Below are 25,203 nucleotides of genomic sequence, written 5' to 3'. Positions count from 1 at the left end.
CCAGTACAGGCTCTGTCTTAGGACAGTTTTTGTTGTTCTCGGCCTGGTCGTGGGGCAAGCCCCAAATACAACGCCTCTCCAAAAGAATCAGTTAGCTGCGCCTCTCGCCGTCTTGTTTTTATTGTGCGTGAGTCGATTCGTCTTATTTTTATTGTCTTGTGCATTGCTTGTTATTGTTCTTGTATCAAACATATAGCAGGGTGCGTGCCAACTTTTGCCAAGCCCAGTAAAACAAGGGGTTAGGTCGATATAACCGTTTTGCAGGGGCGAAAAAAAGCCGGGGTTTCGTTACCGATAACCCCGGCTTCTGTTACGTGAATCGACTGCGGTAACAGTTTTTTCACATTGTCATGCGTTACCCGCGCACGCGGTGGGTAACGCTCAGCTCTCGCTGGCAACCCCGGTCTTGCGTCGTGGAATGCCCAGACGCTGGCGGCGTTCCCACAGGCATTTGCGGCTGACGCCGAGTTTACGTGCCAGTTCGGTCTCGGTCATGTGGTCCTGATGCTCGAGGACGAAGTGCTGGAAATAGTCTTCCAGCGACAGATCCTCGGTCGGCTCATGGCTGCTGTTGCTGGCGTTACCGCCGGTTTGCGGCGGCAGACCGATGAACTCGTCGTCTTCCAGATCGCTCAGCTCGATGTCGATGCCCAGCAGGTCGGCCGAAATCTCCGGGCTTTCGCTGAGAATCACCGCGCGCTCAACCGCGTTTTCCAGCTCACGCACGTTACCGGGCCACGAATAGTGCCGGATCGCCTGTTCAGCGTCGGCAGCGAATTTCAGGTCGGTGCGATTGATCCGCGCGCTCTGGCGAGCGAGGAAGGCATTGGCGATTTCGTTGACGTCGGCGCCACGCTCGCGCAGCGGCGGCAGCTTCAGGGCAATCACGTGCAGACGGTAATAAAGGTCTTCACGGAACTGGCCGATTTTCGCCAGGCTCTTCAGATCGCGGTGCGTTGCAGCGATCAGGCGCACATCGACTTTCTGCGACTGTACCGAACCTACGCGGCGGATCTCGCCCTCCTGCAGAACCCGCAGCAAGCGAGCCTGGGCTTCGAGGGGCAGTTCGCCGATCTCATCGAGGAACAGGGTGCCGCCGTCCGCCGCTTCGACCAGACCGGCGCGACCGGCGCTGGCGCCGGTGAACGCGCCTTTCTCGTGGCCGAACAGTTCGGACTCGATCAGGCTTTCCGGAATCGCCGCGCAGTTCACCGAGATCATCGGCGCCTTGGCGCGTTTCGACAGATTGTGCAGGGCGCGGGCCACCAGCTCTTTACCGGTGCCGGACTCACCCTGAATCAATACGTTGGAATCGGTTGGCGCGACTTTGCGGATCTTGCTGTACAGGTCCTGCATCGGCGGGCAGGAGCCGATGATGCCGATTTCGCCATTGCTGTTATCCACAGCGGCTTTGCCATTGCCAGCGGCAGGCTTGCTCGCCGTGGCTTCGCCGGCAGCTGGCGCCGACTGACGATCACGCAGGATCCGCGCAACCGCCTGGAGCATTTCATCGTGGTCGAACGGCTTGGCGATGTAATCGACCGCGCCCATTTTCATCGAGTCGACCGCCGAGCGCAGGCTGGCGTAACTGGTCATGATCAGCACCGGTGTGCCTTGCCCGAGCTTGATCAGCTCGGTGCCCGGAGCGCCCGGCAGGCGCAGGTCGCTGACGATCAGATCGAACGTAGGAATGGTGAAGCGTTCTTGTGCTTCCTGCACTGATCCGGCTTCGCTGACCTGGTACTGGTTGCGTTCCAGCAGGCGGCGCAAGGCGGAGCGGATAATGGTTTCGTCTTCGACGATCAAAATGTGCGGCATTGATTCGATACTCTCGACGGTCTCAGTTCACAGCGGACGTCGCTTCGACATGACGCGGTAAGGTCACCCGGATACGGGTGCCGCGTTGGCTTTGTACATCAGCCGGGCTGTCGATGGTGATTTGTCCATAATGCTCTTCAACGATGGAATAGACCAGTGCAAGGCCCAGACCGGTGCCTTCACCCGGATCCTTGGTGGTGAAGAAAGGTTCGAACAATCGATCCATGATGCTCGACGGAATACCGCTGCCTTCGTCTTCGACGATCAGATCGACCGTGTGTTCGCCGGCTTCGCTCTTGACCCGTACCGCACTGTGCGGCGGCGAGGCGTCGCGGGCGTTGGAGAGCAGATTGATCAGCACCTGGGCAAGCCGTTGCGGGTCGCCTTCGACCCAATGATCGGGATCGCACAGGTTGTAGAACTGCACTTCGAAATTGCGCCGGTTCAGCGCCAGCAGGCCGATGGCATCCTGCGCGACTTCGGCCAGACACACCGGTTCGTCGTTGTGCTGATGACTGCCGGCATGGGCGAAGCTCATCAGCGACTGGACGATGCGCGAGACGCGTTTGGTCTGCTCGAGAATCTGCCCGCTGATTTCCGTCAGCTCGCCGTCGTCTTCGCGCTCTTCGCGCAGGTTCTGCGCCAGGCAGGCGATGCCGGTGATCGGGTTGCCGATTTCGTGGGCCACCCCCGCTGCGAGTCGACCGATGCTGGCCAGCCGTTCGGAATGCACCAGTTTATCTTCGAGCATCTGCGTTTCGGTCAAATCCTCGACCAGTAACACCAGGCCACTGTTACCCGGTGCCAACGGCTCGTCGATTGCCGCTTTGTGCAGATTCAGCCAGCGGGTCTGACCATCGAGCGCCAGATGCTGTTTGTGCAAATGCTCGTCGGGCAGGTTGATGAAGCCTTGCAGCAACTCTTTCCACGGGTTGGCGATGGTACTCAGACGCGAACCGACCACTCGCTGCGCGGCGATGCCGGTCAGCTCTTCCATGGCCTTGTTCCACATCAGGATCTCCTGATCCTTGGCCAGAGAGCAGACGCCCATCGGCAGTTCCTGCAAGGTCTGGCGGTGGTAGCGGCGCAGGGCGTCGAGCTCGGCGGCCAGGCCGGTGAGGCGCGAGTGGTAATCCTCGAGACGGCTTTCAATGAAGTGAATGTCTTCGGTGACGTAGTTTTCGCCGCCAGCCTTATAGGGCAGGAAGGTTTCCACCATATCCTGCGCAACGCTCGGGCCCATCAGGCCGGACAGGTTGGCCTCGATGCGGTCGCGCAACCGGCGCAAGGCATACGGCCGGCGTTCATCGAAGGGCAGATACAAGTCGCGCAGCGCTTGCTCGACTTCTTTCTGCGCAGCCTTGGCACCCAGCGGCTTGGCCAGTTGCGTGGCGAACTCCTGCGGCGAGGCGGCGTGCAGTTCGCGGCGTTGCGGGCGGCGCACGTTATCCACCGCACAGGCTTCGGCGGCACTGGCTTCTTCCGGGCTGGCATTGGTGAACAGTGAGATCAGGGTGAACATCAACACGTTGGCCGCCAGCGAGGCGATGGCCGCCATGTGCCAACTGGTGTCGTCGAGCACGTAGATCATGTTCAGCAGCGGGATATAGAAACCCTGCAGATTGCCGACCAGCGGCAGCAGCATGGTCACCACCCAGACCGTGATCCCCGCCAGCAGACCGGCAATAAAGCCGCGGCGGTTGGCGGTCGGCCAGTACAGCACCGAGAGCACCCCGGGCAGAAATTGCAGGGTCGCAACAAAAGCGACGATGCCGAGGTTGGCCAGATCCTGTTCGACGCCCAGCATCAGGTAGAAGCCGAAGCCGGCCATGATGATCGCCACGATCAGCGCTCGACGGGTCCATTTCAGCCAGCGGTAGATATTGCCCTCGGCCGGCGGCTGATAGAGCGGCAGCACCAGATGGTTCAGCGCCATGCCCGACAAGGCCAGGGTGGTGACGATGATCAGGCCACTGGCGGCGGACAGGCCACCGACGTAGGCAAGCAAGGCCAACGGTTTGCTGTTGGCGGCGATGCCGATGCCGAGGGTGAAATATTCCGGGTCGGTGGTGGCGCCGAGTTTCAGCCCGGCCCAGAGAATCAGCGGTACGGCAAGACTCATCAACAGCAGAAACAGCGGCAGGCCCCAACTGGCGCTGACCAGCGAGCGCGGGTTGAGGTTTTCCGTAAAGGTCATGTGATACATGTGCGGCATCACGATCGCCGAGGCGAAGAACACCAGCAACAGTGTGCGCCACGGGCCTTCCTGCAACGGCGTGTGCAGGGCGGCGAGGGCGGTCTGGTTTTGCAGCAGCCACAGTTCGAGCTGTTGCGGGCCGTCGAATACGCCATACAGCGCATACAGGCCAACGCCGCCGAGGGCGATCAGTTTGATGATCGATTCGAAGGCAATCGCGAACACCAGCCCTTCGTGTTTCTCGCGCGTGGCGATATGCCGGGAACCGAAGAAAATCGTGAACAGAATGATCAGCGCACAGAACGCCAGCGCCACGCGGCTCTGCACGCGTTCGCCGGTGAGGATGCCGATCGAGTCGGCCACTGCCTGAATCTGCAGGGCAAGCAATGGCAAGACGCCAATCAGCATGAAAATCGTGGTCAGCGCGCCGGCCCAAGTGCTGCGAAAGCGGAAGGCAAACAGATCGGCCAGCGACGACAGTTGATAGGTGCGGGTGATCTTCAGGATCGGATAGAGCAGCACCGGCGCCAGCAGAAACGCACCGGACACGCCGAGATAGCTGGACAGAAAGCCGTAACCGTATTGATAGGCCAGGCCCACCGTGCCGTAGAACGCCCAGGCACTGGCGTAAACCCCCAGCGACAGGGTGTAGGTCAACGGGTGGCGAATGATCGCGCGCGGGATCATGCCCCGTTCGCTGACCCAGGCAACGCCGAACAGCGCCGCCAGGTACGCGGCGCTGATCAGGATCATCTGGGTCAGGCTAAAGCTCATCGGCATCTTTTTGGCTCTGCAGGATGAAGGTCACGACAATCAGGATCAGCCAGAGCAGATAAGGGCGATACCAGGCGCCCGTCGCGTCGATCCACCAATCCATGATGGCGGGGGAGAACAGGTAGATCCCGACGACCAGAAGCAGGACCAAGCGATAGATGTACATCCCGGCCTCTCTTTTTTATGCGCGTGCCCGAAAACGTGCGGCGATGGTAACGGATGGGCGCGCGACTGCAAGTGTCGTCATTGCAGTTGCGCTTCGGGCAGGGTCAGTGTGCGCGGGATCTTGGCAGCATCCCAATGTGCGCTGCCCCAGGCCAGCAGTTCGCGCGGCGAAGCGTGAGCCAGTTCGGTGCCGGGATGCTGCCCCAGCGCGCGCAAGGCGCGCAGTAGCAACGGCGTGGCCTGATCAGCCTCAAGCGGCGGCGAACGATAGGACTTGCCGAGTTTGTTGCCGTCCGGCTGGGTGATCAGTGGCAGGTGCAGATAGCGCGGCTGTTTCAGGCCGAGCAGTTCTTGCAGGTACAGCTGACGCGGCGTCGAATCGAGCAGATCGGCGCCGCGCACAATATCGGTAATGCCTTGCCAGGCGTCGTCGAGCACCACCGCCAATTGATAAGCGTAGAGACCATCGCGCCGACGAATGACGAAGTCGCCGACGTCGCGGCCCAGGTGCTGATGGTATTCGCCCTGCACGCGATCGATGAAGTGGTATTCCAGCTCCGGCACGCGCAGGCGGATCGCGGCGTCGTGCTGATCATGCCCGGCATTGCGGCAAAACCCCGGATAAATCCCGTGATAGGGCTCCAGTTGTTTGCGCGAGCAGGTGCAGGCGTAGGCAAGGCCATGGTTGAACAGGCTGTCGAGCACTTCGGCGTAGGCAGCGTGCCGATCGCTCTGGCGGACCATTTCGCCGTCCCATTCGAAACCGTAGCTTTCCAGCGCCTTGAGAATCGCCGCTTGCGCACCGGGCTCTTCGCGCGGCGGATCGAGATCTTCCATGCGCACCAGCCAGCGCCCACCGACGGAGCGGGCGTCGAGGTAAGACGCCAACGCAGCGACCAGCGAACCGAAGTGCAGGTGGCCACTGGGGGTAGGGGCGAAGCGGCCGATGTAGGCGGGGGATTTGGCAGTCATGGAGGCGATAAAGGCTATTCAGAATTTGAGCAAGTTACCTCTGTGGGAGCGAGCCTGCTCGCGAAAGCTGTGTCAGTCATGAAAGAGTTATCTGAGAGGACGCTTTCGCGAGCAGGCTCGCTCCCACAGAGGCAGACGCAGGTTCCGCGGGCAAAACACAGAAACAAAAACGGAGCGTTCACACGCTCCGTTTTTCGTTCAGGCCGAGATTACTTGCCGACCTGCTTTTCCTTGATTTCCGCCAGGGTCTTGCAGTCGATGCACAGATCCGCGGTCGGACGGGCTTCGAGGCGCTTGACGCCAATCTCGATGCCGCAGGACTCGCACCAGCCGTACTCTTCGTCTTCGATCAACTGCAGGGTCTTGTCGATTTTTTTGATCAGCTTGCGCTCGCGGTCGCGGGCGCGCAGTTCGAGGGAGAACTCTTCTTCCTGGCTGGCACGGTCGGCCGGGTCAGGGAAGTTGGCCGCTTCGTCTTTCATGTGGTCAACCGTACGGTCGACTTCCTGCATCAAGTCCAGTTTCCACTTGTTCAGGATCTTGGTGAAGTGCGCGCGCATCGGAGCGCCCATGTACTCTTCACCCGCCTTCTGAACGTAAGGTTCGAAGCCGCTGATCGACGTTTGCTGCTGTTGCTTTGCTTGGGTGGGCATGAAATGGACCGCCTCTACTCTTGTAATCCATTGCGCAGGATTGCTCCATCACCGACACCTGCCGGCCCTGCGGCTGCAAGCGGGCGAACTTACCAGATCAAATCAGCCTGCGCTACTCCCGGATGTCGAGCCCCCGGCGGGTGGCGCTTGCAGATGTCTGACAAGCCGTGTCTGTGGGAAGGGAGACCTGTTCAATCACTGATTTTAGTCAATCCTGGAGCGTACGTTCAGATCGTTACAGTCCAGCGTTCTTGAGGCTGTGACCTTCACGGGTTCTCGCTCGTTCCGGCAGACAGGTAGAATCGTCTCTTTTTTCCGTCGAAGGCATTCCAATGGCCCCCTACAGTGCGCGCAGTCGTGCGATCGAACCGTTCCATGTGATGGCGCTGCTGGCGCGGGCCAATGAATTGCAGGCCGAAGGCCACGACGTGATCCATCTGGAAATCGGTGAGCCGGACTTCACCACCGCCGAGCCGATCATTCGCGCCGGACAAGCTGCGTTGACGGCGGGCAAGACCCGCTACACCGCCGCCCGTGGCATTCCCGAACTGCGCGAGGCGATCGCCGGTTTCTACCAATCGCGTTACGGCCTGAATATCGACCCACGGCGGATTCTGATCACGCCGGGCGGCTCCGGCGCGTTGTTGCTGGCCAGTGCCCTGTTGGTCGATCCGGGTAAACACTGGCTGCTCGCCGACCCGGGCTACCCGTGCAATCGGCATTTCTTGCGGCTGGTCGAAGGCGCGGCGCAATTGGTGCCGGTCGGGCCGGAGGTGCGTTATCAACTGACCCCGGATCTGGTGGCGCGGCACTGGGACCACGACAGTGTCGGCGCCCTCGTCGCTTCGCCGGCCAACCCGACCGGAACCCTGCTGACCCGTGATGAACTGGGCGGACTGTCCACAGCGATCAAGGCCCGACACGGGCACTTGGTGGTGGATGAGATCTACCACGGCCTGACCTACGGCACTGATGCTGCCAGTGTGCTGGAAGTCGATGACGGCGCTTTTGTCCTCAACAGTTTCTCCAAGTATTTCGGCATGACCGGTTGGCGCCTGGGCTGGCTGGTGGCGCCAGACGCGGCGGTCAGCGAATTGGAAAAGCTTGCGCAGAACCTCTACATCAGCGCGCCGAGCATGGCGCAATACGCTGCGCTGGCCTGTTTCGAGCCCGCCACCATTGCGATTCTCGAAGAGCGCCGCGCCGAGTTTGCGCGCCGTCGCGATTTTCTCCTGCCGGCGCTGCGTGAACTTGGTTTCAACATTGCCGTTGAGCCTGAAGGTGCGTTTTATCTGTACGCCGATATCAGCCGTTTCGGCGGCGATGCCTTCGCGTTCTGCCGGCATTTCCTCGAAACCGAGCACGTCGCCTTTACGCCGGGACTGGATTTCGGTCGTTATCAGGCCGGTCATCACGTGCGCTTCGCTTACACACAAAACCTCGCACGTTTGCAGGAAGCGGTGGAGCGCATCGCGCGCGGCTTGAAGAGCTGGCAAGGCTGATGCGCTTTTATCCTGCTCTGGAAGAAGCGCGGCTGATTCGTCGTTACAAGCGTTTTCTCGCTGATATCGAGACCGTTAGCGGCGAGTTGCTGACCATTCACTGCCCGAATACCGGTTCGATGCTCAATTGCCAGGTCGAGGGCGGGCAGGTCTGGTTCAGCCGCTCCAACGACCCTAAACGCAAGTTGCCCGGCACTTGGGAAATTGGCGAAACACCGCAGGGCCGGCTGTTTTGCGTCAACACCGGGCGGGCGAATGGGCTGGTTGAAGAAGCCTTGCAGGCTGGCGTGATTACCGAGTTGAACGGCTTTACCGCGTTAAAGCGTGAGGTTGCCTACGGACAGGAAAAAAGCCGCATCGACTTCCGCCTCGAATACCCCAGCGGACCGGCGTATGTCGAAGTCAAAAGCGTCACCCTCGGCTTCGACGGCACGGCGGTGGCGGCGTTTCCCGATGCGGTGACCCAGCGCGGCGCCAAACATCTGCGCGAGCTGGCGCATCTGGCGCGCGACGGCATTCGGGCGGTGCAGTTGTACTGCGTGAACCTCACCGGCATCGATGCCGTGCGCCCGGCCGAGGAAATCGATTGGGCTTACGCCGAGGCGCTGCGTGAAGCGGTTGCTTGCGGTGTCGAGGTGTTGGCGTATGGCGTGCGCCTGGACCATGAAGAGATGGTCATCGACCGCCGACTCGACGTGCGGCTCAACGGTTAAACGTCGATCCACACGCCTTGTGTATCCTCCCGGCATTCAATTGCCGTGAGCGACTGCCCGGCGCAGGGGCCGGCGACGCATTCGCCGTTCTCGATCAGAAACAGTGCGCCATGGGTGGCGCACTGGATCAGGCTGTTGCTCGGATCGAGAAACTGGTCGGGCTGCCATTCCAGCCCGACACCCCGGTGCGGGCAGCGATTGAAGTAGACATAGACCTGCCCGCCACGACGCACGGCGAAAAGCTTTTTGCCTTCGATTTCGAAACCGCGACTGCCAGCTTCGGCCAGATCGCTGCCGGCGCAGAGAAACTTCATGGCTATCCTCTAATGTCCGCTCGTGTCTGGATATGTCCGAGCTTGACGTTCAAATGCAAACAATTATCAAATGGCGACCTTCTCCCACAGGGAGTCTGGCCGTTGCCGAGGATACTTGGCTCGCTGCGCCGATGCCCGGGAAACCTTGTTCAAGGAAGCTGTGTATGCGCCTGAAAACCCGCGTTGCCGTGCTGTGCGCCGGCCTTTTGCTCTGCCATCAGGCGGCTGCGGCGGATTTACCGCAACGCTGGGTCAGCGCCGGTGGCGCGCTGTCGGAATGGGTCAGCGCACTGGGCGGCGAGTCGAAGCTGGTGGGGGTCGATACCACCAGCCAGCATCCCGAATCGTTGCAGGCGCTGCCGAGTATTGGTTATCAGCGCAGCCTGTCGGCCGAAGGCATCTTGAGCCTGCGTCCGGACATTCTGATCGGTACCGAAGAAATGGGGCCGCCGCCGGTTCTGGCGCAAGTCAAAGCAGCCAAGGTAAAGGTCGAGTTGTTTTCAGCCCAGCCTGATCTGCCGACGCTGGAAAAGAATGTCACTCATCTGGGCCAGTTGCTCGGTGCGCAAGAGAAGGCTGCGCAGTTGCTGGAGAATTATCAACAGCAGCTCCAGGCGCAGACAGTGCGAGTTGCCCAAGTGCAAACCACACAGAAAGCCCCCGGTGTGTTGCTGCTGCTCGGGCACGCCGGCGGCAAGCCGTTGATCGCCGGCAAGGACACCGCAGCCGATTGGCTGCTGCAACAGGCCGGCGGGCACAACCTTGCTACTCATACCGGCTACAAACCGTTTTCTGTCGAATCCCTCGCCAGCCTCGATCCCGAAGTGCTGGTGTTCGCTGACCGAGCATTGACCGGCGAGGCGGCAAAAGCCGCGTTGTTCAAGGAAAACCCCATCCTCAATTCCAGCCGCGCGGCCAAGAGCGGGCGGGTGATGGAGCTGGACCCGACGCTGCTGGTGGGCGGTCTCGGGCCACGGTTGCCGGCTGCTTTGCAAACCCTGACGGACGGTTTCTACCCGGCCAAGGGCGGCCAATGACCACACTGGTCAAACCCCGTGGCTTGTTCATCGGCCTGACCTTGCTGTGTCTGCTGGCGATCTGGCTGTCGCTGGCATTGGGGCCGGTGAGCCTGCCGTTGTTCGATACCCTGCGCGCGGCGCTGCGTCTGATCGGCGTGCCGCTGGCGCCGGAAGGTCTGGAGCAGGCCGAGCTGATTCTCGGCCAGATCCGCCTGCCGCGAACCTTGCTCGGCTTGGCGGTCGGTGGCGTGCTGGCGCTGTCCGGCGTGGCGATGCAGGGTCTGTTTCGTAATCCGCTGGCGGACCCGGGACTGGTGGGGGTGTCCAGTGGCGCGGCACTCGGCGCGGCGATTGCGATTGTCGGCGGTTCTTTATTCGGCGGCCTGCCGGAGTGGTTCGGGCCGTATCTGTTGTCGGTGTGTGCGTTTCTTGGTGGTCTCGGGGTGACGGCGCTGGTCTATCGGCTGGGCCGGCGCAACGGTCAGACCCACGTGGCGACCATGTTGCTGGCCGGTATCGCGCTGACGGCGCTGGCCAGTTCGGCGGTCGGTCTGTTCACTTATCTGGCCGATGACGCGACGCTGCGCACCCTGACCTTCTGGAACCTGGGCAGCCTCAACGGCGCCAGTTACGCGCGGCTGTGGCCCTTGCTGATCATCACCATCGGCGTGGCGCTGTGGCTGCCGCGTCGGGCCAAGGCATTGAATGCCTTGTTGCTCGGTGAATCCGAGGCCGGTCATCTGGGCATCGATGTCGAACGGCTCAAGCGCGAACTGGTGTTCTGCACCGCGCTGGGTGTCGGCGCGGCGGTGGCCGCTGCGGGCATGATCGGTTTTGTCGGGCTGGTGGTGCCGCATCTGGTGCGCCTGCTGGCCGGCCCGGATCACAAAGTGCTATTGCCAGCCTCGGTGCTGGCGGGTGCGAGCCTGTTATTGCTCGCCGATCTGGTGGCGCGCTTGTCGCTGGCGCCGGCGGAGTTGCCGATCGGCATTGTCACCGCGTTTATCGGCGCGCCGTTCTTCCTTTATCTGCTGCTGCGAGGGCGTGCCTGATGTTGTCCGCGCACGATCTGCATGTCCGCCGTGGCCGCAAAGCGGTGCTCAGTGGGGTTACGCTCGGGCTCGAACCCGGCGAGGTGCTTGGGGTGCTGGGGCCGAACGGCGCCGGGAAAAGCACGTTACTTGGCGCCTTGTGCGGGGAGTTGCTCGCCAGTGACGGCAACGTTTCGCTCGATGGTCAGGCATTGAGCTATTGGAGCGGAACACAGCGGGCACAACGACTGGCGGTGTTGCCGCAGGTGTCGACGCTGGATTTTGCCTTCGCCGTCGAAGAGGTCGTCGGCATGGGCCGTTTGCCGTACCAGACCGGGCGCGTACGTGATGACGAAATCGTCGCGGCAGCGCTGGCCGCCGCCGATGCCGGGCACCTGAGTGGGCGCAGCTATCTGGCGTTGTCAGGTGGCGAGCGTCAGCGCGTGCATCTGGCGCGGGTGCTGGCGCAACTCTGGCCGGGTCAGGCCGGGCAAACCTTGTTGCTCGACGAACCGACATCGATGCTCGATCCGCTGCATCAGCACACCACCTTGCAAGCGGTGCGCGAGTTCGCCGATCGCGGCGCGTCGGTGCTGGTGATCCTGCATGATCTGAATCTTGCGGCGCGCTATTGTGATCGCGTGCTGTTGCTGGAGGAGGGGCGCCCGGTTGCGCTGGATACCCCGCAGCAGGTGCTGCGTCCGGAAACGCTAAAAGCGGTGTTCGGCCTGGAGGTTTTGGTGCAACCGCACCCGGAGCGTGGGCATCCGCTGATCATCGCCCGCTGATCAATCATCGAGGTGTCGCATGCGTGGATTGTGGTTGTTGGCACTGGTGTTGCTCGCGGGGTGTCAGCACGTGGTGGCTCCACCGGTGGGCGGCGATATCCGCGATCTGCGCAGCGGCGAGATGCTCACCGCGCAGCAACTGCTGGTGCGTCTCGCTGAACCTGAGCGTTTGATCATCGGTGAGCAGCACGACAATGCCGATCATCATGCTGCGCAATTATGGCTGTTGCAGTCGCTGGGCAAGCGCCGGGCGCAAGGCAGTCTGCTGCTGGAAATGCTCACGCCGGATCAACAAGCGAAAGTCGATGCGTTGCGCCAGTCGAATTCCGTTGCGGCTGATTTGCCTGCGGCATTGGCCTGGCAGGAGGGCTGGGACTGGAATCTTTACGGGCCGATCGTGCGCTTCGCTCTGACACAGCCATATCCGCTGCTGGCGGCCAATCTCGATGACAGCGAAATCCGCGCGTTTTACCGAAATCCACCTGCGCTGAACGGTCCTCGCAGTAATGCGTTGTCCGTGCAGAACACGTTGCTTGGACAAGTCAGTGAATCTCACTGCGGCTTGCTGCCCGAATCACAGATGCCGGCGATGCTGGCGATTCAGCAACAGCGCGATCGGCGAATGGCCCAACGCATGCTGGCGGCGGCGACGCCTTCGATCCTGCTGGCCGGTGCCTGGCATGCGCGCAAGGATGTCGGCGTGCCGCTGCATCTGCTCGATCTGGGCGCCACCAGGGCGCCGACCGTATTGATGCTGGCCGAGCAGGGCGCTGCGGTAACGGCGGCGATGGCCGATTACGTCTGGTACACGCCGGCCACGCCGACGCCGGATTACTGCGAGCAGATGCGTCAGCAATTCGCCAAATGACTTTTCGGCAGGCAAAAAAAGACCCGGTAAAAACCGGGTCAAATAACCGTGATTAGCCTGATGAGGAGATAATCTGAGAGTCCGAACCAAGGGCTTTTCAGAATATCGACTGATCTCGCGACCAGTTGTGATAATCATAGCGATTCTCATTACCGCGTCAACCGCTGTTTTTGCAAATCTGTAATTTAGTTTTGCGAGTGGTGGTGAGGCCCTGTGAATAAAGGGCTATGCGCTAGGTGCGCTGCGTCGTCAACTGCGTGATCTGGCGATTCAACTGTCCGATGCGCCGAGCCATACCCTCAATCAGGCCATGGGCGATCTTCGGGTTGCTGCGGGTCATGCTCAAAAATTGATCACCGGGAATCAACATCACCGTGCTCGGCTCGGAAGTCACTACCGTGGCGTTGCGCGGCTCGCCGGTAAACAACGCCATGGCGCCGAAAATCTCGTCCTTCGGCACGTCACCGACCTTGTGCCCGTCAACAAATGCCTCAGCATGCCCATCGATAATCACGAAAACATGGTCCGCTGCATCGCCCTGTTGAATCAGCACGGCGCCGGCCTCGACCCGTTTGAAGCCGTTGGTGCTGCGGAACTCCCGGGGTTTCAACTCGGCCACAGCGTGGGCGAGCAGCGCCATTTGCCCGAGCAGATAGCTCAGAAGCTGCTCGGCTCGATCAGGGTCGGCATACAAATGCTGCAAAACCTCTGCGCGACCATAGGGCAGCAGGCGCACAGTGCTGTCGCTGCATACGCGACAGTCGCTCCATTGCTCGCCACGTTGCAGACCGAGCAGATCACCTTCCTGCCAATAGAACAGAGGGCGGCCCGCGATGCAGCCATGCACAACGCCCTCGCTCAGCAAAAACAGCTGATCGTCCGGCAACTGCGCAAACAAATCATCCGTGGCCTCCAGTTCGACAACAGTCGCGCATGGCGATAAATCCTGTAGCCACTGCCCGGGAAGACTCTGCAAGCGATTGATCAATGCGTCGGCGTGGGCCGATTGTTCCCCCAGTAAATACATGGCGTCAGCGCCTGTTCAGTTTTTATGGCGCGCGGAAATGGCTTCGAGCTGCTTGTTCAAGGCGTCCTTGCGCTCGGCAGGGATGTCGTTCCAGTGCACGTCCATCAACGCCCCTTCGATCGCATACAACAACACCTTTGAAGCGCGAAAGCCTCGAGTACGCACGGCCCGGTAGGCATCCACTGCACCGAGGCGACGCAAGTCCGAGGCGCTGTGGATGCCCACGGCATGCAGCCATTGCGCCGATGTCTTGCCAAGATTTTTCAGGTGTTGCAGTTCATCATTCATCAAGCCTCCTTGCGACGGCCGAATGGTGCGTGGGCGAGCTTCTCAGCAGTGTAGCCATCAGTAGGAAAAGCGTGGTTGTTTGGTCGGATTCGACGCAAAAGCTTCTAAGAAAGGGGGGTAAAGGACCTGCGAACGCAGAGGGAAGGGAGGTAAACGATTATCAATGGGGGAGCGAGTCTGCTCGCGAAGAGGGCGTATCAGACACAATCAATATCGACTGACACTACGCCGTCGCGAGCAGGCTCGCTCCCATAGGGGCAAGGCGTGGTGTCAGGAAGATTTCCAGATTTCAGCGAGTGCGATAGCGCAACCGTGTACCGAAATTCATCGACATCAGGATCTCGTCGGCACTCAGCTCCGGCGGGAAGTACGCACCGGAAATCTGTGCATGGGCCAGGCTGGCGCCTTCGAGCGAAGCCTTGCGGAAATCGATGCCACGCAAATCGGCGGAGCGGAAATACGCATCGCGGAAATCCACGCCGTCGGCGTTCAGTTCACGCAGGTCGAGGCCACGGAAATCGCCGCCGGCCATGTCGATCAGACCATCCTGTGGACGTTCTTTGTTGAAGCCTGCAACGTCATCTTTGTGCAGCAGGGCGTAAAGCGGAGTGTCGAGCAGTTTAGGCTGGCTCATGTCAGATCACCTGTTGGTTTTATGACGCCAGTATAGTGCCACTATTTGCCGGCCGTGAAGCGAGCGAGGGCTTCACGGCCGAAATAGTTTTTTACAGGCCCGGCAGGCGCTGACGGATCTGCGCGACCACAGTGTCCAGCGTGCCGGATTCATTGGTCTGCACGCGTTTGCTGCGCAGAATCTCCTCCGGGGTCAGCGCTTCGCGGTTGGCCTGCTGCGCTTCGATCACTGCCAGGGTGGCGTCGGACGGATCCTTCTGATCGGCCTGGCGCATCGCCAGCCAGCTCTCGATTACCGCTTGCGGGGCGTTGCAGTCGAGGATCAGGAACGGCGTGCCGGTGGCTTCGGCAATCTTCGCCGCGTTATCGCGCTGTTCACGCTTGAGGTAAGTCGCGTCGATCACCACCGGGAAGCCGGCGTGCAGGATCACCTCGGCGATTTCATGCAGGCGCGCGTAGGTCGCGGTGCTGGCATCGGCGCTGTAAATGCCGGCCTGCACATCGTTGGCAACAGTCTGCTCGCCGAACAGGCGCTTGCGCTCGACATCGGAACGCAGGCGAATTGCGCCCAGCGCTTCGACCAGGCGCATGGCCACATGGCTCTTGCCGACGGCGGAAACACCGTGGGTAACGGCCATGAAGCGCGAAGGAATGGTGCTGTAGCTTTCCGCCAGGTTGGCGTAGTTGCGGTACTGGCGCAGGGTGGTGGCGCGCTGCACCGCAGTCGCGTCCGCCGGCATGCTGAACAATGCCACCTTGGCCCGCACCAGCGCGCGGTAGGCTTTATAGAAGTTCAGCACTTCCAGGCCCTCATAGTCGCCGGTCAGTTCCAGGTACTGGCTGATGAGGCGACGCGCCAACGATTTCAGGCCACGGTCTTCCAGGTCCATGGCGAGGAAACCGGTGTCGGCCCAGACATCAGTGAAACGGAATGGCTCGTTGAACTCGATGCAGTCGAAGATCACCACATTGCCGTCGATGACCGTGGCGTTGCCCAGGTGAATGTCGCCGTGGCATTCACGGGTGAAACCTTGTGTCTTGCGCTGGGCGAACAGGGGCTTGAGGCGCTCGAAGCTGCTTTCCGCCCAGGCTTTCAATGCCTCAAGTTGCAGCAAATCGTTCTTGTCGCTGAGGAACGGCAGGATCTGCTCGAAATTTTGCGCGACCGGCGCCATCACGCTGTCCGGTGTACCAGCATCGTGTTCGGCCGGGACTTTCGGGGCGTTGAGATGGAAATGGGCGATCTGCTCGGCCAACGCGTCGATGTGCTGAGTGGTCAGTTCGCCATTGGCTTGCAGGGTGCTGAGCAACCCGCTCTGCGGGAACTGGCGCATTTTCAGCACGTATTCGATAGCCGGGCCGTCGCCACCCAGTTGTGGTGCTTCGACGCTGCCGGTGATTGGCAACACGTCGAGATACAAATCAGCGGTCAGACGCTGGTTCAGGCGCAGCTCTTCTGCGCAGAAATGCGCGCGCGCATCGAGGCTGGTGAAATCAAGGAAGCCGAAATTCACTGGCTTCTTCACTTTATAGGCAAAGGGCCCGGTGAGAATCACCCACGAGATGTGGGTTTCGATGACCTGAAACCCTTCGACGGGATGCGGGTAGAGGGCCGGGTTTTGCAGGGCAGCGATCAGGGACTGGCTCACGGGCGATCCTTCAGAGGCGGGGGAATTCGAGGTGGCCATTATGGCTGCTTGCCCGCCTGACGCAAACCTCCGCGCGTGCCTGTTGAGGATCGATAAAGTGCGTATAATCCGCCGCCATGACTCGATCCCGATCCCCCCGTACCAAGAAAAAACCACCAGCCAAGGGCCTCAGCCCATGGTTGAGCTGGGCCATTAAACTCAGCCTGGTCGGCCTTGTAGTGCTGGCCGGCTTTGCCGTTTACCTCGATGCCGTGGTGCAGGAGAAGTTCTCCGGCAAGCGCTGGACCATCCCGGCCAAGGTGTACGCGCGCCCGCTTGAGCTGTTCGTCGGACAGAAGCTCAGCAAGGACGATTTCCTCACCGAACTCGATGCCCTCGGCTATCGCCGCGAAGCCGTGAGCAATGGCCCCGGCGCCGCCGCCGTCAGCGGCAATACGGTTGACCTGAACACTCGTGGCTTCCAGTTCTATGAAGGTCTGGAAAAGCCGCAGCCGGTGCGTGTGCGCTTCTCCGGCGATTACGTCGCCGAACTGTCCTCGACCAACGGTTCGAAACTGTCGGTGGTGCGCCTCGAGCCGCTGATGATCGGCGGCATTTACCCGAAAAATCTCGAAGACCGCATCCTGATCAAACTCGATCAGGTGCCGCCGTACCTGCTCGAAACCCTGATCGCCGTCGAAGACCGCGACTTCTACAGCCATTGGGGCGTGTCGCCGAAATCGATCGCCCGCGCCGTGTGGATCAACACCTCCGGCGGCAAGATGACCCAGGGCGGCAGTACGCTGACCCAGCAGTTGGTGAAGAACTTCTACCTGACCAGCGAACGCAGCCTGACCCGCAAGCTCACCGAAGCGATGATGGCGTTGCTGCTGGAACTGCATTACGACAAGAAGGAAATTCTTGAGGCCTACCTCAACGAAGTCTTCGTCGGTCAGGACGGCCAGCGTGCGGTGCACGGTTTTGGTCTGGCCAGTCAGTTCTTCTTCGGCCAGCCATTGTCCGAGCTGAAACTGCATCAGGTTGCGATGCTGGTCGGCATGGTCAAGGGACCGTCCTACTACAACCCGCGCCGCAACCCGGAACGCGCGCTGGAGCGGCGCAATCTGGTCCTCGACGTGCTGGCGCAGCAAGGCGTGGCAACCCCCGAACAAGTCGAAGCGGCGAAGAAAATGCCGCTCGGTGTGACGACTCGCGGCAAGCTCGCCGACAGCTCGTTCCCGGGCTTTATCGACTTGGTCAAACGCCAGTTGCGCGAAGACTACCGCGACGAAGACTTGACCGAAGAAGGCCTGCGCATCTTCACCAGTTTCGACCCGATTCTGCAGATGAAAGCCGAAGCCTCGGTCAACGACACGTTCAAGCGTCTGGCCGGGCGCAAGGGCTCGGATGACGTCGAAGCGGCGATGGTCGTGACCAACCCGGAAACCGGCGAAGTCCAGGCGATGATCGGCAGCCGTCAGGCCAGTTACGCCGGTTTCAACCGCGCACTCGATGCGGTACGCCCGATCGGCTCGCTGATCAAACCGGCGGTGTATCTGACCGCGCTTGAGAAACCGAGCCAGTACACGCTGACCAGTTGGCTGTCGGACGATCCGCTGTCAGTCAAAGGCGCCAACGGTCAGGTGTGGAAGCCGCAGAACTACGATCGCCGCTCCCACGGTACGGTGTTCCTCTATCAGGGCCTGGCGCATTCCTACAACCTGTCGACCTCGCGCCTGGGCCTGGAAGTCGGCGTGCCGAACGTGCTCAAGACCGTAGGTCGCCTGGGCGTTACCCGTGAATTCCCGGCGTTCCCGTCGATGCTGCTCGGTGCTGGCGGCATGACGCCGATCGAAGTGGCGACCATGTACCAGACGCTGGCCAACGGTGGTTTCAATACGCCGATGCGCGGCATTCGCAGCGTGCTGACCGCCGAGGGCGAGCCGCTCAAGCGTTATCCGTTCCAGATCGAACAGCGCTTCGACCCTGCCTCGATTTACCTGATCCAGAACGCCATGCAGCGGGTGATGCGTGAAGGTACCGGCAGTTCGGTTTATAACGTGCTGCCCAAGACCCTGACACTGGCGGGCAAGACCGGTACCAGTAACGATTCGCGCGACAGCTGGTTTGCCGGTTTCAGTCAGGATCTGCTGGCAGTGGTCTGGCTGGGTCGCGACGACAACGGCAAGACGCCGTTCACCGGGGCCACCGGTGCGCTGCAGGTCTGGACCAGTTTCATGCGCAAGGCCGATCCGCTGCCGCTGGACATGCCGCAGCCGGACAACGTCGTGCAAGCGTGGGTCGATTCGCGCACCGGCCAGGGTTCCGATGCCAACTGCCCCGGCGCGGTGCAGATGCCGTATATTCGCGGCAGCGAGCCGCCACCCGGCGCCGCGTGTGCAAGCGAAACACCTGCCTCGCCGGAATCGGTGATGGACTGGGTCAAGGGCTGGATGAATTAAGCAAAGAGGGTTTCAAGTGAACAAGTGGTTGATTCCAGCGGTGACCGCCGTGGCTTTGCTCAGCGGCTGCTCCACCGTACAGCGTGGTTCGATTCCGGTAGTGGATTCGGGTACGGCCGTGTCCAATAGCGAACGCATCGGCGCCAATGGCGGTTTCCGTCAGACCACGGTCAAGCGCCCGGCGCAGGGCCAGACTCAGGCGATTCCGCAAGGCGATACCGGCGTGGTGGTGATGGTGCCGGGCGGCGGTGCTGCGGTGTCAACACCGATCAGTTCTTCGCCGATCGTCCCGGGGCCTGCATCTGGCGGTATCACGTCGGGGCCGTATAACCCATCGGCGGTTGAGTCGGCACCGATCAACTCCGGCAGCTACAGCATGCCGTCGACGCCAAGTGGCATTCCTTCGGCCAGCAGCGGTGGCGGGCTGTCGGCGGATGAGCAACTGGACGGTCCGGTACTCGCCTTGCTGACCACCGCGCAACAGCAACAGGCCGGCGGCGACCTCAACGGTGCTTCTTCCAGCCTGGAGCGGGCGCAACGTGTCGCCCCCCGTGAGCCACAAGTGCTTTACCGTCTGGCGCAGGTGCGCATGGCCCAGGGCGATGCGCCGCAAGCCGAGCAATTTGCCCGTCGCGCGTTGACCATGGCCAACGGTCGTCCGGATCTGCAAGCCAGCCTGTGGGAAATCATCGCTCAATCTCGTGAGAAACAAGGCGATTCCGCCGGCGCCGCGCTGGCCCGTCAGAAGGCCAAGGTTTCCCTGTGATGGACGTGCGTTTCCCGAAAATCGCCGATCAGCTGTTGTTGATTGAACGCGAGCTGCGCACCCAGGGCTGGTGGGATGAGGTTGAGCCGTCGGTCGAAGCCCTGAGCAGTGTCGAGCCGTTCTCGGTCGACACGCTGGACTTCGAGCAATGGCTGCAATGGATCTTCCTGCCGCGCATGAAGATGATCCTCGAACAGGATCTGCCCTTGCCGAACGCCTCGGGCATTCAGGAAATGGCGGAAATGGTCTTCGCCCAGCGCAACCTTGGCGGCAAGGATCGGCAGTTGCAGGTGCTGCTCAAAGAGTTTGACCTGCTGATCACTGCCTCCCGCTGAGCGCGGTTGTGTAGGAGCTGACGAGTGCAACGAGGCCGCGATCTTTTGATCTTGCTTTGAAACAAGTCAAAAGATCGCAGCCTTCGGCAGCTCCTACACAGCTCCTTCGCAGCGATTACGAGCAATTCTCGGCAATCTGCTTCTTCGCTTCGACGATGCGTTCCTGACGCTGTGTATCGTCGAGCCTGCGCAAATCCCCCTCAACCTCCTCACGCAAGCGCGGATTGTTCTGCAGTTGCGCCAGGTTCGTGCGTGCCTGTTCGCAAAAGGCCTTGAGCTGCGCCTGCTGCTCGGCGACCTGTTTCTTCACCTTGGCATCAATGGCTTTCTGATCGCCGAGTACGCCGCCGCCCGGCAGCGGCGCGGCTTTCGGCGCGGGTGAGGAGGGCGTTTGCACGGTCGTCGCCGGTTGGCCCTGCGGCGGTTGTGCATCGAAATGTGTGACGCCTTGGGCATCGACCCATTTGTAGATTTGAGCGGCCGAGCACCATGGGCTGAGACCGATCAGCAAAGTGAGGAGGAGCGTTCGCATGCTGATTCCTTGGCAAAAATGCGCAATTGACGCTAACAGAGTAGCGCTTTTCAGGTTTTTTCTTGCGTTCTCATGTGCTTACCCACAATTAACCCCACAGACGACTTGACTTGCAGAGGGCGAAACAGAAGAATCCAAAGTCCGCTGTAGAGGGACTGCCAGAAGCAGACCCACTCGGTAGATCATGAGGCGCACATCCGCGCCGACCTGTTACACCCGCAACGCGTTACCTCGCGCTGGGTGGGAAAGGCCCGCAACACTTGGGACGATCCCAATACTTGCTCAGTCAGTGCTGACGTAGTCGGCGACCACCGTCGCTCATGCTCTGCCGAGAAGTAAACCTATTAAGACCCGCCCCTTTTTTGTGGACGGTATTCTGGCGTTTTAGAGGTGAACAACGTGGAGCTTTTATCTGGCGGTGAGATGCTCGTCCGCTTTTTGCGTGACGAAGGCGTCAAATATATCTACGGGTACCCGGGTGGTGCTCTCCTGCATGTTTACGATGCCCTGTTCAAAGAACCGGAAGTGACCCACATCCTGGTTCGTCACGAACAAGCGGCGACCCATATGGCTGACGGCTACGCCCGTGCCACCGGTAAAGCCGGCGTGGTATTGGTGACATCCGGTCCAGGCGCCACAAACGCCATCACCGGTATCGCCACCGCCTATATGGACTCGATTCCGATGGTGATCATTTCCGGTCAGGTGCCAAGCACCATGGTCGGCACCGACGCGTTCCAGGAAACCGACATGATCGGTATCTCCCGGCCGATCGTGAAGCACAGCTTCATGATCAAGCACGCTTCGGAAATCCCGGAAGTCATGAAGAAGGCCTTCTACCTGGCGCAGTCCGGTCGTCCGGGCCCGGTCGTGGTCGACATCCCGAAAGACATGACCAATCCGGCCGAGAAATTCGAATACGTTTTCCCGAAGAAAGCCAAGCTGCGTTCCTACAGCCCGGCCGTTCGCGGTCACTCCGGGCAGATCCGCAAGGCGGCAGAAATGTTGTTGGCGGCCAAGCGCCCGGTGCTGTACTCCGGCGGCGGCGTGATTCTCGGCAATGGCTCCGCGCAACTGACCGAGCTGGCGAAAATGCTCAACCTGCCGGTGACCAACACCTTGATGGGCCTGGGCGCTTTCCCTGGCACTGACCGTCAGTTCATCGGCATGCTCGGCATGCACGGCAGTTACACCGCGAACCTGGCGATGCACCATGCCGATGTGATCCTCGCCGTCGGCGCACGCTTCGACGATCGGGTGATCAACGGCCCGGCGAAATTCTGCCCGAACGCCAAGATCATCCACATCGACATCGACCCGGCGTCGATCTCCAAGACCATCAAGGCTGACGTGCCAATCGTGGGTCCGGTCGAGAGCGTCCTGACCGAAATGGTCGCGATCCTCAAGGAAATCGGCGAGACCCCGAACAAGGAGTCCGTGGCCAGTTGGTGGAAGCAGGTCGATGAATGGCGTGGCGATCGCGGCCTGTTCCCTTATGAAAAGGGCGACGGCAGCAAGATCAAACCGCAGACCGTGATCGAAACCCTCTGCGAAGTGACCAAGGGCGACGCCTTTGTGACCTCCGACGTGGGTCAGCACCAGATGTTCGCTGCGCAGTACTACACGTTCAACAAGCCGAACCGCTGGATCAACTCCGGTGGTCTGGGCACGATGGGCTTCGGTCTGCCAGCCGCGATGGGCATCAAACTGAGCTTCCCGGACGACGACGTTGCCTGCGTCACCGGCGAAGGCAGTATCCAGATGAATATCCAGGAGCTGTCGACCTGCCTGCAATACGGCTTGCCGGTAAAGATCGTCATCCTCAACAACGGTGTGCTGGGCATGGTTCGCCAGTGGCAGGACATGAGCTACGGCAGCCGTCACTCGCACTCCTACATGGAATCGCTGCCCGACTTCATCAAGCTGGCTGAAGCCTACGGCCACGTTGGCGTACGCATCACCGAATCGAAAGATTTGAAGTCGAAGATGGCCGAAGCGTTCGCCATGAAGGATCGCCTGGTGATCATCGATGTTGCGGTCGACACCAGCGAGCACGTCTACCCGATGCAGATCAAAGACGGCTCCATGCGCGATATGTGGCTGAGCAAGACGGAGCGTACTTAATCATGCGGCACATTATTTCCCTGCTTCTGGAAAACGAACCCGGCGCTCTGTCTCGTGTAGTCGGCCTGTTCTCGCAGCGCAACTACAACATCGAAAGCCTGACCGTGGCGCCGACCGAAGACCCGACCCTGTCGCGTCTGACGCTGACCACCGTGGGCCACGATGAAGTGATCGAGCAGATCACCAAAAACCTGAACAAGCTGATCGAAGTGGTCAAGCTGGTGGACCTGTCGGAAAGCGCTCACATCGAGCGTGAACTGATGCTGGTCAAGGTCAAGGCCACTGGCGCCCAGCGCGCCGAGATCAAACGCACTACCGATATCTACCGTGGGCAGATCGTCGATGTCAGCGCCAGCGTGTATACCGTTCAGTTGACCGGTACCAGCGACAAGCTCGACAGCTTCATTCAGTCCATCGGCACCGCATCGATTCTGGAAACCGTCCGTAGCGGCGTGACCGGCATTGCTCGCGGCGACAAAGTTCTCAGCATCTAAACCAAATTAGCGCATGGCCTGAACGGCCGGATATAAGGGGAAATTCATGAAAGTTTTCTACGATAAAGACTGCGACCTGTCGATCATCCAGGGCAAGAAAGTTGCCATCATCGGTTACGGCTCCCAGGGCCACGCTCAAGCGTGCAACCTGAAAGACTCCGGTGTCGACGTTACCGTCGGTCTGCGTAAAGGTTCGGCCACCGTTGCCAAAGCCGAAGCTCACGGCCTGAAAGTGACCGACGTTGCTTCCGCTGTTGCCGCTGCCGACCTGGTCATGATCCTGACCCCGGACGAGTTCCAGTCCTCGCTGTACAAGAACGAAATCGAGCCGAACATCAAGAAAGGCGCCACCCTGGCCTTCTCCCACGGCTTCGCGATTCACTACAACCAGGTTGTTCCGCGTGCTGACCTCGACGTGATCATGATCGCGCCGAAAGCCCCGGGCCACACCGTGCGTTCCGAGTTCGTCAAAGGCGGCGGTATCCCTGACCTGATCGCGATCTACCAGGACGCCTCGGGCAACGCCAAAAACGTTGCACTGTCCTACGCCGCTGGCGTCGGTGGCGGTCGTACCGGCATCATCGAAACCACCTTCAAGGACGAGACCGAAACCGACCTGTTCGGCGAACAAGCCGTTCTGTGCGGCGGTACCGTTGAACTGGTAAAAGCCGGTTTCGAAACCCTGGTTGAAGCTGGCTACGCGCCGGAGATGGCCTACTTCGAGTGCCTGCACGAACTGAAGCTGATCGTTGACCTCATGTACGAAGGCGGTATCGCCAACATGAACTACTCGATCTCCAACAACGCCGAGTACGGCGAATACGTGACCGGCCCGGAAGTGATCAACGCCGAATCCCGTCAGGCCATGCGCAACGCCCTGAAACGTATTCAGGACGGCGAATACGCCAAAATGTTCATCAGCGAAGGCGCAACCGGCTACCCTTCGATGACCGCCAAGCGTCGTAACAACGCCGCTCACGGTATCGAAATCATCGGCGAGCAACTGCGCTCCATGATGCCGTGGATCGGTGCCAACAAGATCGTCGACAAAGCCAAAAACTAAGTCGTCGTCCCTTGTACGAAAAACGCGGCCTAGGCCGCGTTTTTTCGTTTGGGCCGGTGCTTCTGGTATAAAGCTGCATCGTTTGTGGCCGAACTGTCGTCCTCAAGCCTCTGTCGAATTTTTTCCAAACCGTTGCAAGGTAATGTCCATGAGCGAACGTCCCGAAGAGCCGAACAAGGCTTCCGACGCCGAAAGCCTGCTGCCCATCGATGAACACATCGAAGAAGGGCACGACGCTGAAGGTCGTAAAGTCCGGCATCGTGGTATCTATCTGCTGCCGAACCTGTTCACCACTGCCAACCTGTTCGCAGGCTTCTATTCCATCATCAACTCGATGAGCGCGCAGGCCGCGTTGAGCGCCGGCGACTCGGTGAATGCGAGCAAGTATTTCGCCTTCGCTGCGATCGCGATTTTCGTGGCGATGGTGCTCGACGGTCTCGATGGTCGCGTGGCACGCATGACCAATACGCAAAGTGCTTTCGGCGCCGAGTATGACTCGCTGTCGGACATGGTCGCCTTCGGTGTCGCGCCGGCATTGCTGGCCTTCGGCTGGGCGCTGGGCGATATGGGTAAGGTCGGCTGGATGGTCGCTTTCATTTATGTAGCGGGTGCGGCGTTGCGTCTGGCGCGGTTCAACACCCAGGTTGGCACGGCGGACAAACGTTACTTCATCGGTCTGGCCAGCCCGGCGGCGGCAGGCGTTGTGGCCGGCATTGTCTGGGCGTTCAGCGATTACGGCATTCAGGGTTCGAAGATGTCGTTCCTGGTGGCGTTGATGGTGGCGGCGGCCGGCATGCTGATGGTCAGCAACATCAAGTACAACAGCTTCAAGGAGCTGGATCTGAAAGGTCGCGTGCCGTTCGTGGCGATTCTCGCGGTGGTGCTGGTATTCGCTGTCGTGTTCAGTGATCCGCCGCGCATTCTGCTGCTGGTGTTTCTCGCCTATGCGGCGTCCGGTCCGGTGCAGTATCTGTTGCGTCTTCGTCGTCACAAAAACGCCGAATGATGTAATTTCCCGCATACTCCGCAGTCTATGG

At 60.5% G+C, this 25,203-nt stretch carries 24 protein-coding genes; 13 read left to right on the top strand and 11 right to left on the bottom strand.

Features of this window, described 5'->3' with window-relative positions; all coding sequences use genetic code 11:
* Positions 1-381: 381 nt before the first annotated feature.
* From AB9L16_RS21845 to dksA, 5 genes are all read right to left on the bottom strand, one after another.
* Entirely contained in the window at positions 382-1,818 is a 1,437-nt protein-coding gene (locus AB9L16_RS21845) for a sigma-54 dependent transcriptional regulator (RefSeq protein WP_039761623.1), read from the bottom strand.
* 22 nt (positions 1,819-1,840) lie between these two features.
* Positions 1,841-4,795, bottom strand: coding sequence for a sensor histidine kinase (locus AB9L16_RS21840; protein ID WP_024014332.1), 2,955 nt, complete (start codon positions 4,793-4,795; stop codon positions 1,841-1,843).
* Positions 4,779-4,955 carry a hypothetical protein gene (locus tag AB9L16_RS21835; RefSeq protein ID WP_003176118.1) on the bottom strand — a complete coding sequence of 59 codons (177 nt, stop codon included), beginning with the start codon at positions 4,953-4,955 and terminating at the stop codon, positions 4,779-4,781. The genes AB9L16_RS21840 and AB9L16_RS21835 overlap by 17 nt, the downstream gene beginning before the upstream one ends.
* Positions 4,956-5,032: 77 nt before the next feature.
* Positions 5,033-5,926: a tRNA glutamyl-Q(34) synthetase GluQRS gene (gluQRS, locus tag AB9L16_RS21830; protein ID WP_375122698.1), complete on the bottom strand. Its 894-nt coding sequence runs from the start codon at positions 5,924-5,926 to the stop codon at positions 5,033-5,035.
* Positions 5,927-6,135: 209 nt separating this feature from the next.
* A complete protein-coding gene (dksA, locus tag AB9L16_RS21825; RefSeq protein ID WP_041477831.1) occupies positions 6,136-6,579 on the bottom strand; it encodes an RNA polymerase-binding protein DksA in 444 nt (147 codons plus the stop codon).
* Positions 6,580-6,911: 332 nt separating this feature from the next.
* Between dksA and AB9L16_RS21820 the strand changes: the two genes are divergently transcribed.
* Both AB9L16_RS21820 and sfsA read left to right on the top strand, forming a co-directional pair.
* Positions 6,912-8,081 carry a pyridoxal phosphate-dependent aminotransferase gene (locus AB9L16_RS21820; protein ID WP_056790414.1) on the top strand — a complete coding sequence of 390 codons (1,170 nt, stop codon included), beginning with the start codon at positions 6,912-6,914 and terminating at the stop codon, positions 8,079-8,081.
* Entirely contained in the window at positions 8,081-8,794 is a 714-nt protein-coding gene (gene sfsA / locus AB9L16_RS21815; protein ID WP_024014329.1) for a DNA/RNA nuclease SfsA, read from the top strand. The genes AB9L16_RS21820 and sfsA overlap by 1 nt, the downstream gene beginning before the upstream one ends.
* Here the strand turns inward: sfsA and AB9L16_RS21810 are convergent.
* On the bottom strand, positions 8,791-9,108 hold the full coding sequence (locus tag AB9L16_RS21810; protein WP_315435458.1) for a Rieske (2Fe-2S) protein: 318 nt from the start codon (positions 9,106-9,108) through the stop codon (positions 8,791-8,793). The two genes, sfsA and AB9L16_RS21810, sit on opposite strands and share 4 nt — an antisense overlap.
* A gap of 164 nt (positions 9,109-9,272) precedes the next feature.
* Here AB9L16_RS21810 and AB9L16_RS21805 point away from each other — a divergent pair, with 164 nt between their 5' ends.
* Genes AB9L16_RS21805 through AB9L16_RS21790 form a run of 4 tightly spaced genes read left to right on the top strand, consistent with a single transcriptional unit; the run spans position 9,273 to position 12,814 of the window.
* Complete coding sequence (locus tag AB9L16_RS21805; protein ID WP_150742232.1) at positions 9,273-10,145, top strand: hemin ABC transporter substrate-binding protein; 873 nt, start codon at positions 9,273-9,275, stop codon at positions 10,143-10,145.
* A 50-nt stretch (positions 10,146-10,195) separates the two neighbouring features.
* Positions 10,196-11,179 (top strand): FecCD family ABC transporter permease, encoded by a 984-nt coding sequence (locus AB9L16_RS21800; protein WP_375123782.1) that lies wholly within the window; start codon positions 10,196-10,198, stop codon positions 11,177-11,179.
* Entirely contained in the window at positions 11,179-11,946 is a 768-nt protein-coding gene (locus tag AB9L16_RS21795; protein ID WP_150742230.1) for a heme ABC transporter ATP-binding protein, read from the top strand. Before AB9L16_RS21800 ends, AB9L16_RS21795 begins: the two co-directional genes overlap by 1 nt.
* A 19-nt stretch (positions 11,947-11,965) precedes the next feature.
* On the top strand, positions 11,966-12,814 hold the full coding sequence (locus AB9L16_RS21790; RefSeq protein ID WP_375122697.1) for a ChaN family lipoprotein: 849 nt from the start codon (positions 11,966-11,968) through the stop codon (positions 12,812-12,814).
* A 232-nt stretch (positions 12,815-13,046) separates the two neighbouring features.
* Here AB9L16_RS21790 and AB9L16_RS21785 read toward each other — a convergent pair whose 3' ends face one another.
* The 4 genes from AB9L16_RS21785 to AB9L16_RS21770 all read right to left on the bottom strand — a co-directional run bounded on the left by AB9L16_RS21785 (position 13,047) and on the right by AB9L16_RS21770 (position 16,411).
* Complete coding sequence (locus AB9L16_RS21785) at positions 13,047-13,841, bottom strand: Crp/Fnr family transcriptional regulator (protein ID WP_375122696.1); 795 nt, start codon at positions 13,839-13,841, stop codon at positions 13,047-13,049.
* A 15-nt stretch (positions 13,842-13,856) separates the two neighbouring features.
* Complete coding sequence (locus tag AB9L16_RS21780) at positions 13,857-14,129, bottom strand: TfoX/Sxy family protein (RefSeq protein ID WP_016773175.1); 273 nt, start codon at positions 14,127-14,129, stop codon at positions 13,857-13,859.
* 289 nt (positions 14,130-14,418) lie between these two features.
* Positions 14,419-14,763, bottom strand: coding sequence for a pentapeptide repeat-containing protein (locus AB9L16_RS21775; protein ID WP_375122695.1), 345 nt, complete (start codon positions 14,761-14,763; stop codon positions 14,419-14,421).
* A gap of 91 nt (positions 14,764-14,854) precedes the next feature.
* Complete coding sequence (locus AB9L16_RS21770) at positions 14,855-16,411, bottom strand: AAA family ATPase (RefSeq protein ID WP_375122694.1); 1,557 nt, start codon at positions 16,409-16,411, stop codon at positions 14,855-14,857.
* A 116-nt stretch (positions 16,412-16,527) separates the two neighbouring features.
* Between AB9L16_RS21770 and mrcB the strand changes: the two genes are divergently transcribed.
* Genes mrcB through AB9L16_RS21755 form a run of 3 tightly spaced genes read left to right on the top strand, consistent with a single transcriptional unit; the run spans position 16,528 to position 19,953 of the window.
* Positions 16,528-18,852: a penicillin-binding protein 1B gene (gene mrcB, locus AB9L16_RS21765; RefSeq protein ID WP_095181816.1), complete on the top strand. Its 2,325-nt coding sequence runs from the start codon at positions 16,528-16,530 to the stop codon at positions 18,850-18,852.
* A 16-nt stretch (positions 18,853-18,868) separates the two neighbouring features.
* Positions 18,869-19,618: a M48 family metallopeptidase gene (locus AB9L16_RS21760; RefSeq protein ID WP_041477844.1), complete on the top strand. Its 750-nt coding sequence runs from the start codon at positions 18,869-18,871 to the stop codon at positions 19,616-19,618.
* Complete coding sequence (locus AB9L16_RS21755) at positions 19,618-19,953, top strand: YqcC family protein (protein WP_150742225.1); 336 nt, start codon at positions 19,618-19,620, stop codon at positions 19,951-19,953. Before AB9L16_RS21760 ends, AB9L16_RS21755 begins: the two co-directional genes overlap by 1 nt.
* Positions 19,954-20,068: 115 nt before the next feature.
* On the opposite strand, the gene AB9L16_RS21750 is transcribed toward AB9L16_RS21755, so the two are convergent.
* A complete protein-coding gene (locus AB9L16_RS21750; RefSeq protein ID WP_150638534.1) occupies positions 20,069-20,485 on the bottom strand; it encodes a DUF4124 domain-containing protein in 417 nt (138 codons plus the stop codon).
* A gap of 399 nt (positions 20,486-20,884) precedes the next feature.
* Here AB9L16_RS21750 and AB9L16_RS21745 point away from each other — a divergent pair, with 399 nt between their 5' ends.
* From AB9L16_RS21745 to pssA, 4 genes are all read left to right on the top strand, one after another.
* The gene (locus AB9L16_RS21745; protein ID WP_039761986.1) at positions 20,885-22,609 is read left to right on the top strand and encodes an acetolactate synthase 3 large subunit; all 1,725 of its coding nucleotides are present in this window, start codon (positions 20,885-20,887) and stop codon (positions 22,607-22,609) included.
* Between the two features lie 2 nt (positions 22,610-22,611).
* Complete coding sequence (ilvN, locus tag AB9L16_RS21740) at positions 22,612-23,103, top strand: acetolactate synthase small subunit (RefSeq protein WP_003176102.1); 492 nt, start codon at positions 22,612-22,614, stop codon at positions 23,101-23,103.
* 46 nt (positions 23,104-23,149) lie between these two features.
* A complete protein-coding gene (gene ilvC, locus AB9L16_RS21735) occupies positions 23,150-24,166 on the top strand; it encodes a ketol-acid reductoisomerase (RefSeq protein WP_003228216.1) in 1,017 nt (338 codons plus the stop codon).
* Between the two features lie 148 nt (positions 24,167-24,314).
* Complete coding sequence (gene pssA, locus AB9L16_RS21730; protein ID WP_016773182.1) at positions 24,315-25,172, top strand: CDP-diacylglycerol--serine O-phosphatidyltransferase; 858 nt, start codon at positions 24,315-24,317, stop codon at positions 25,170-25,172.
* Positions 25,173-25,203: the final 31 nt, after the last annotated feature.

Origin of the sequence: Pseudomonas sp. LW8, assembly GCF_041956865.1 — a bacterium.
Taxonomy (GTDB): Bacteria; Pseudomonadota; Gammaproteobacteria; order Pseudomonadales; family Pseudomonadaceae; genus Aquipseudomonas; species Aquipseudomonas siliginis.
The sequence above is the reverse complement of the archived record's forward strand: the minus strand, read 5'-3'. Positions and strand labels throughout refer to the sequence as shown.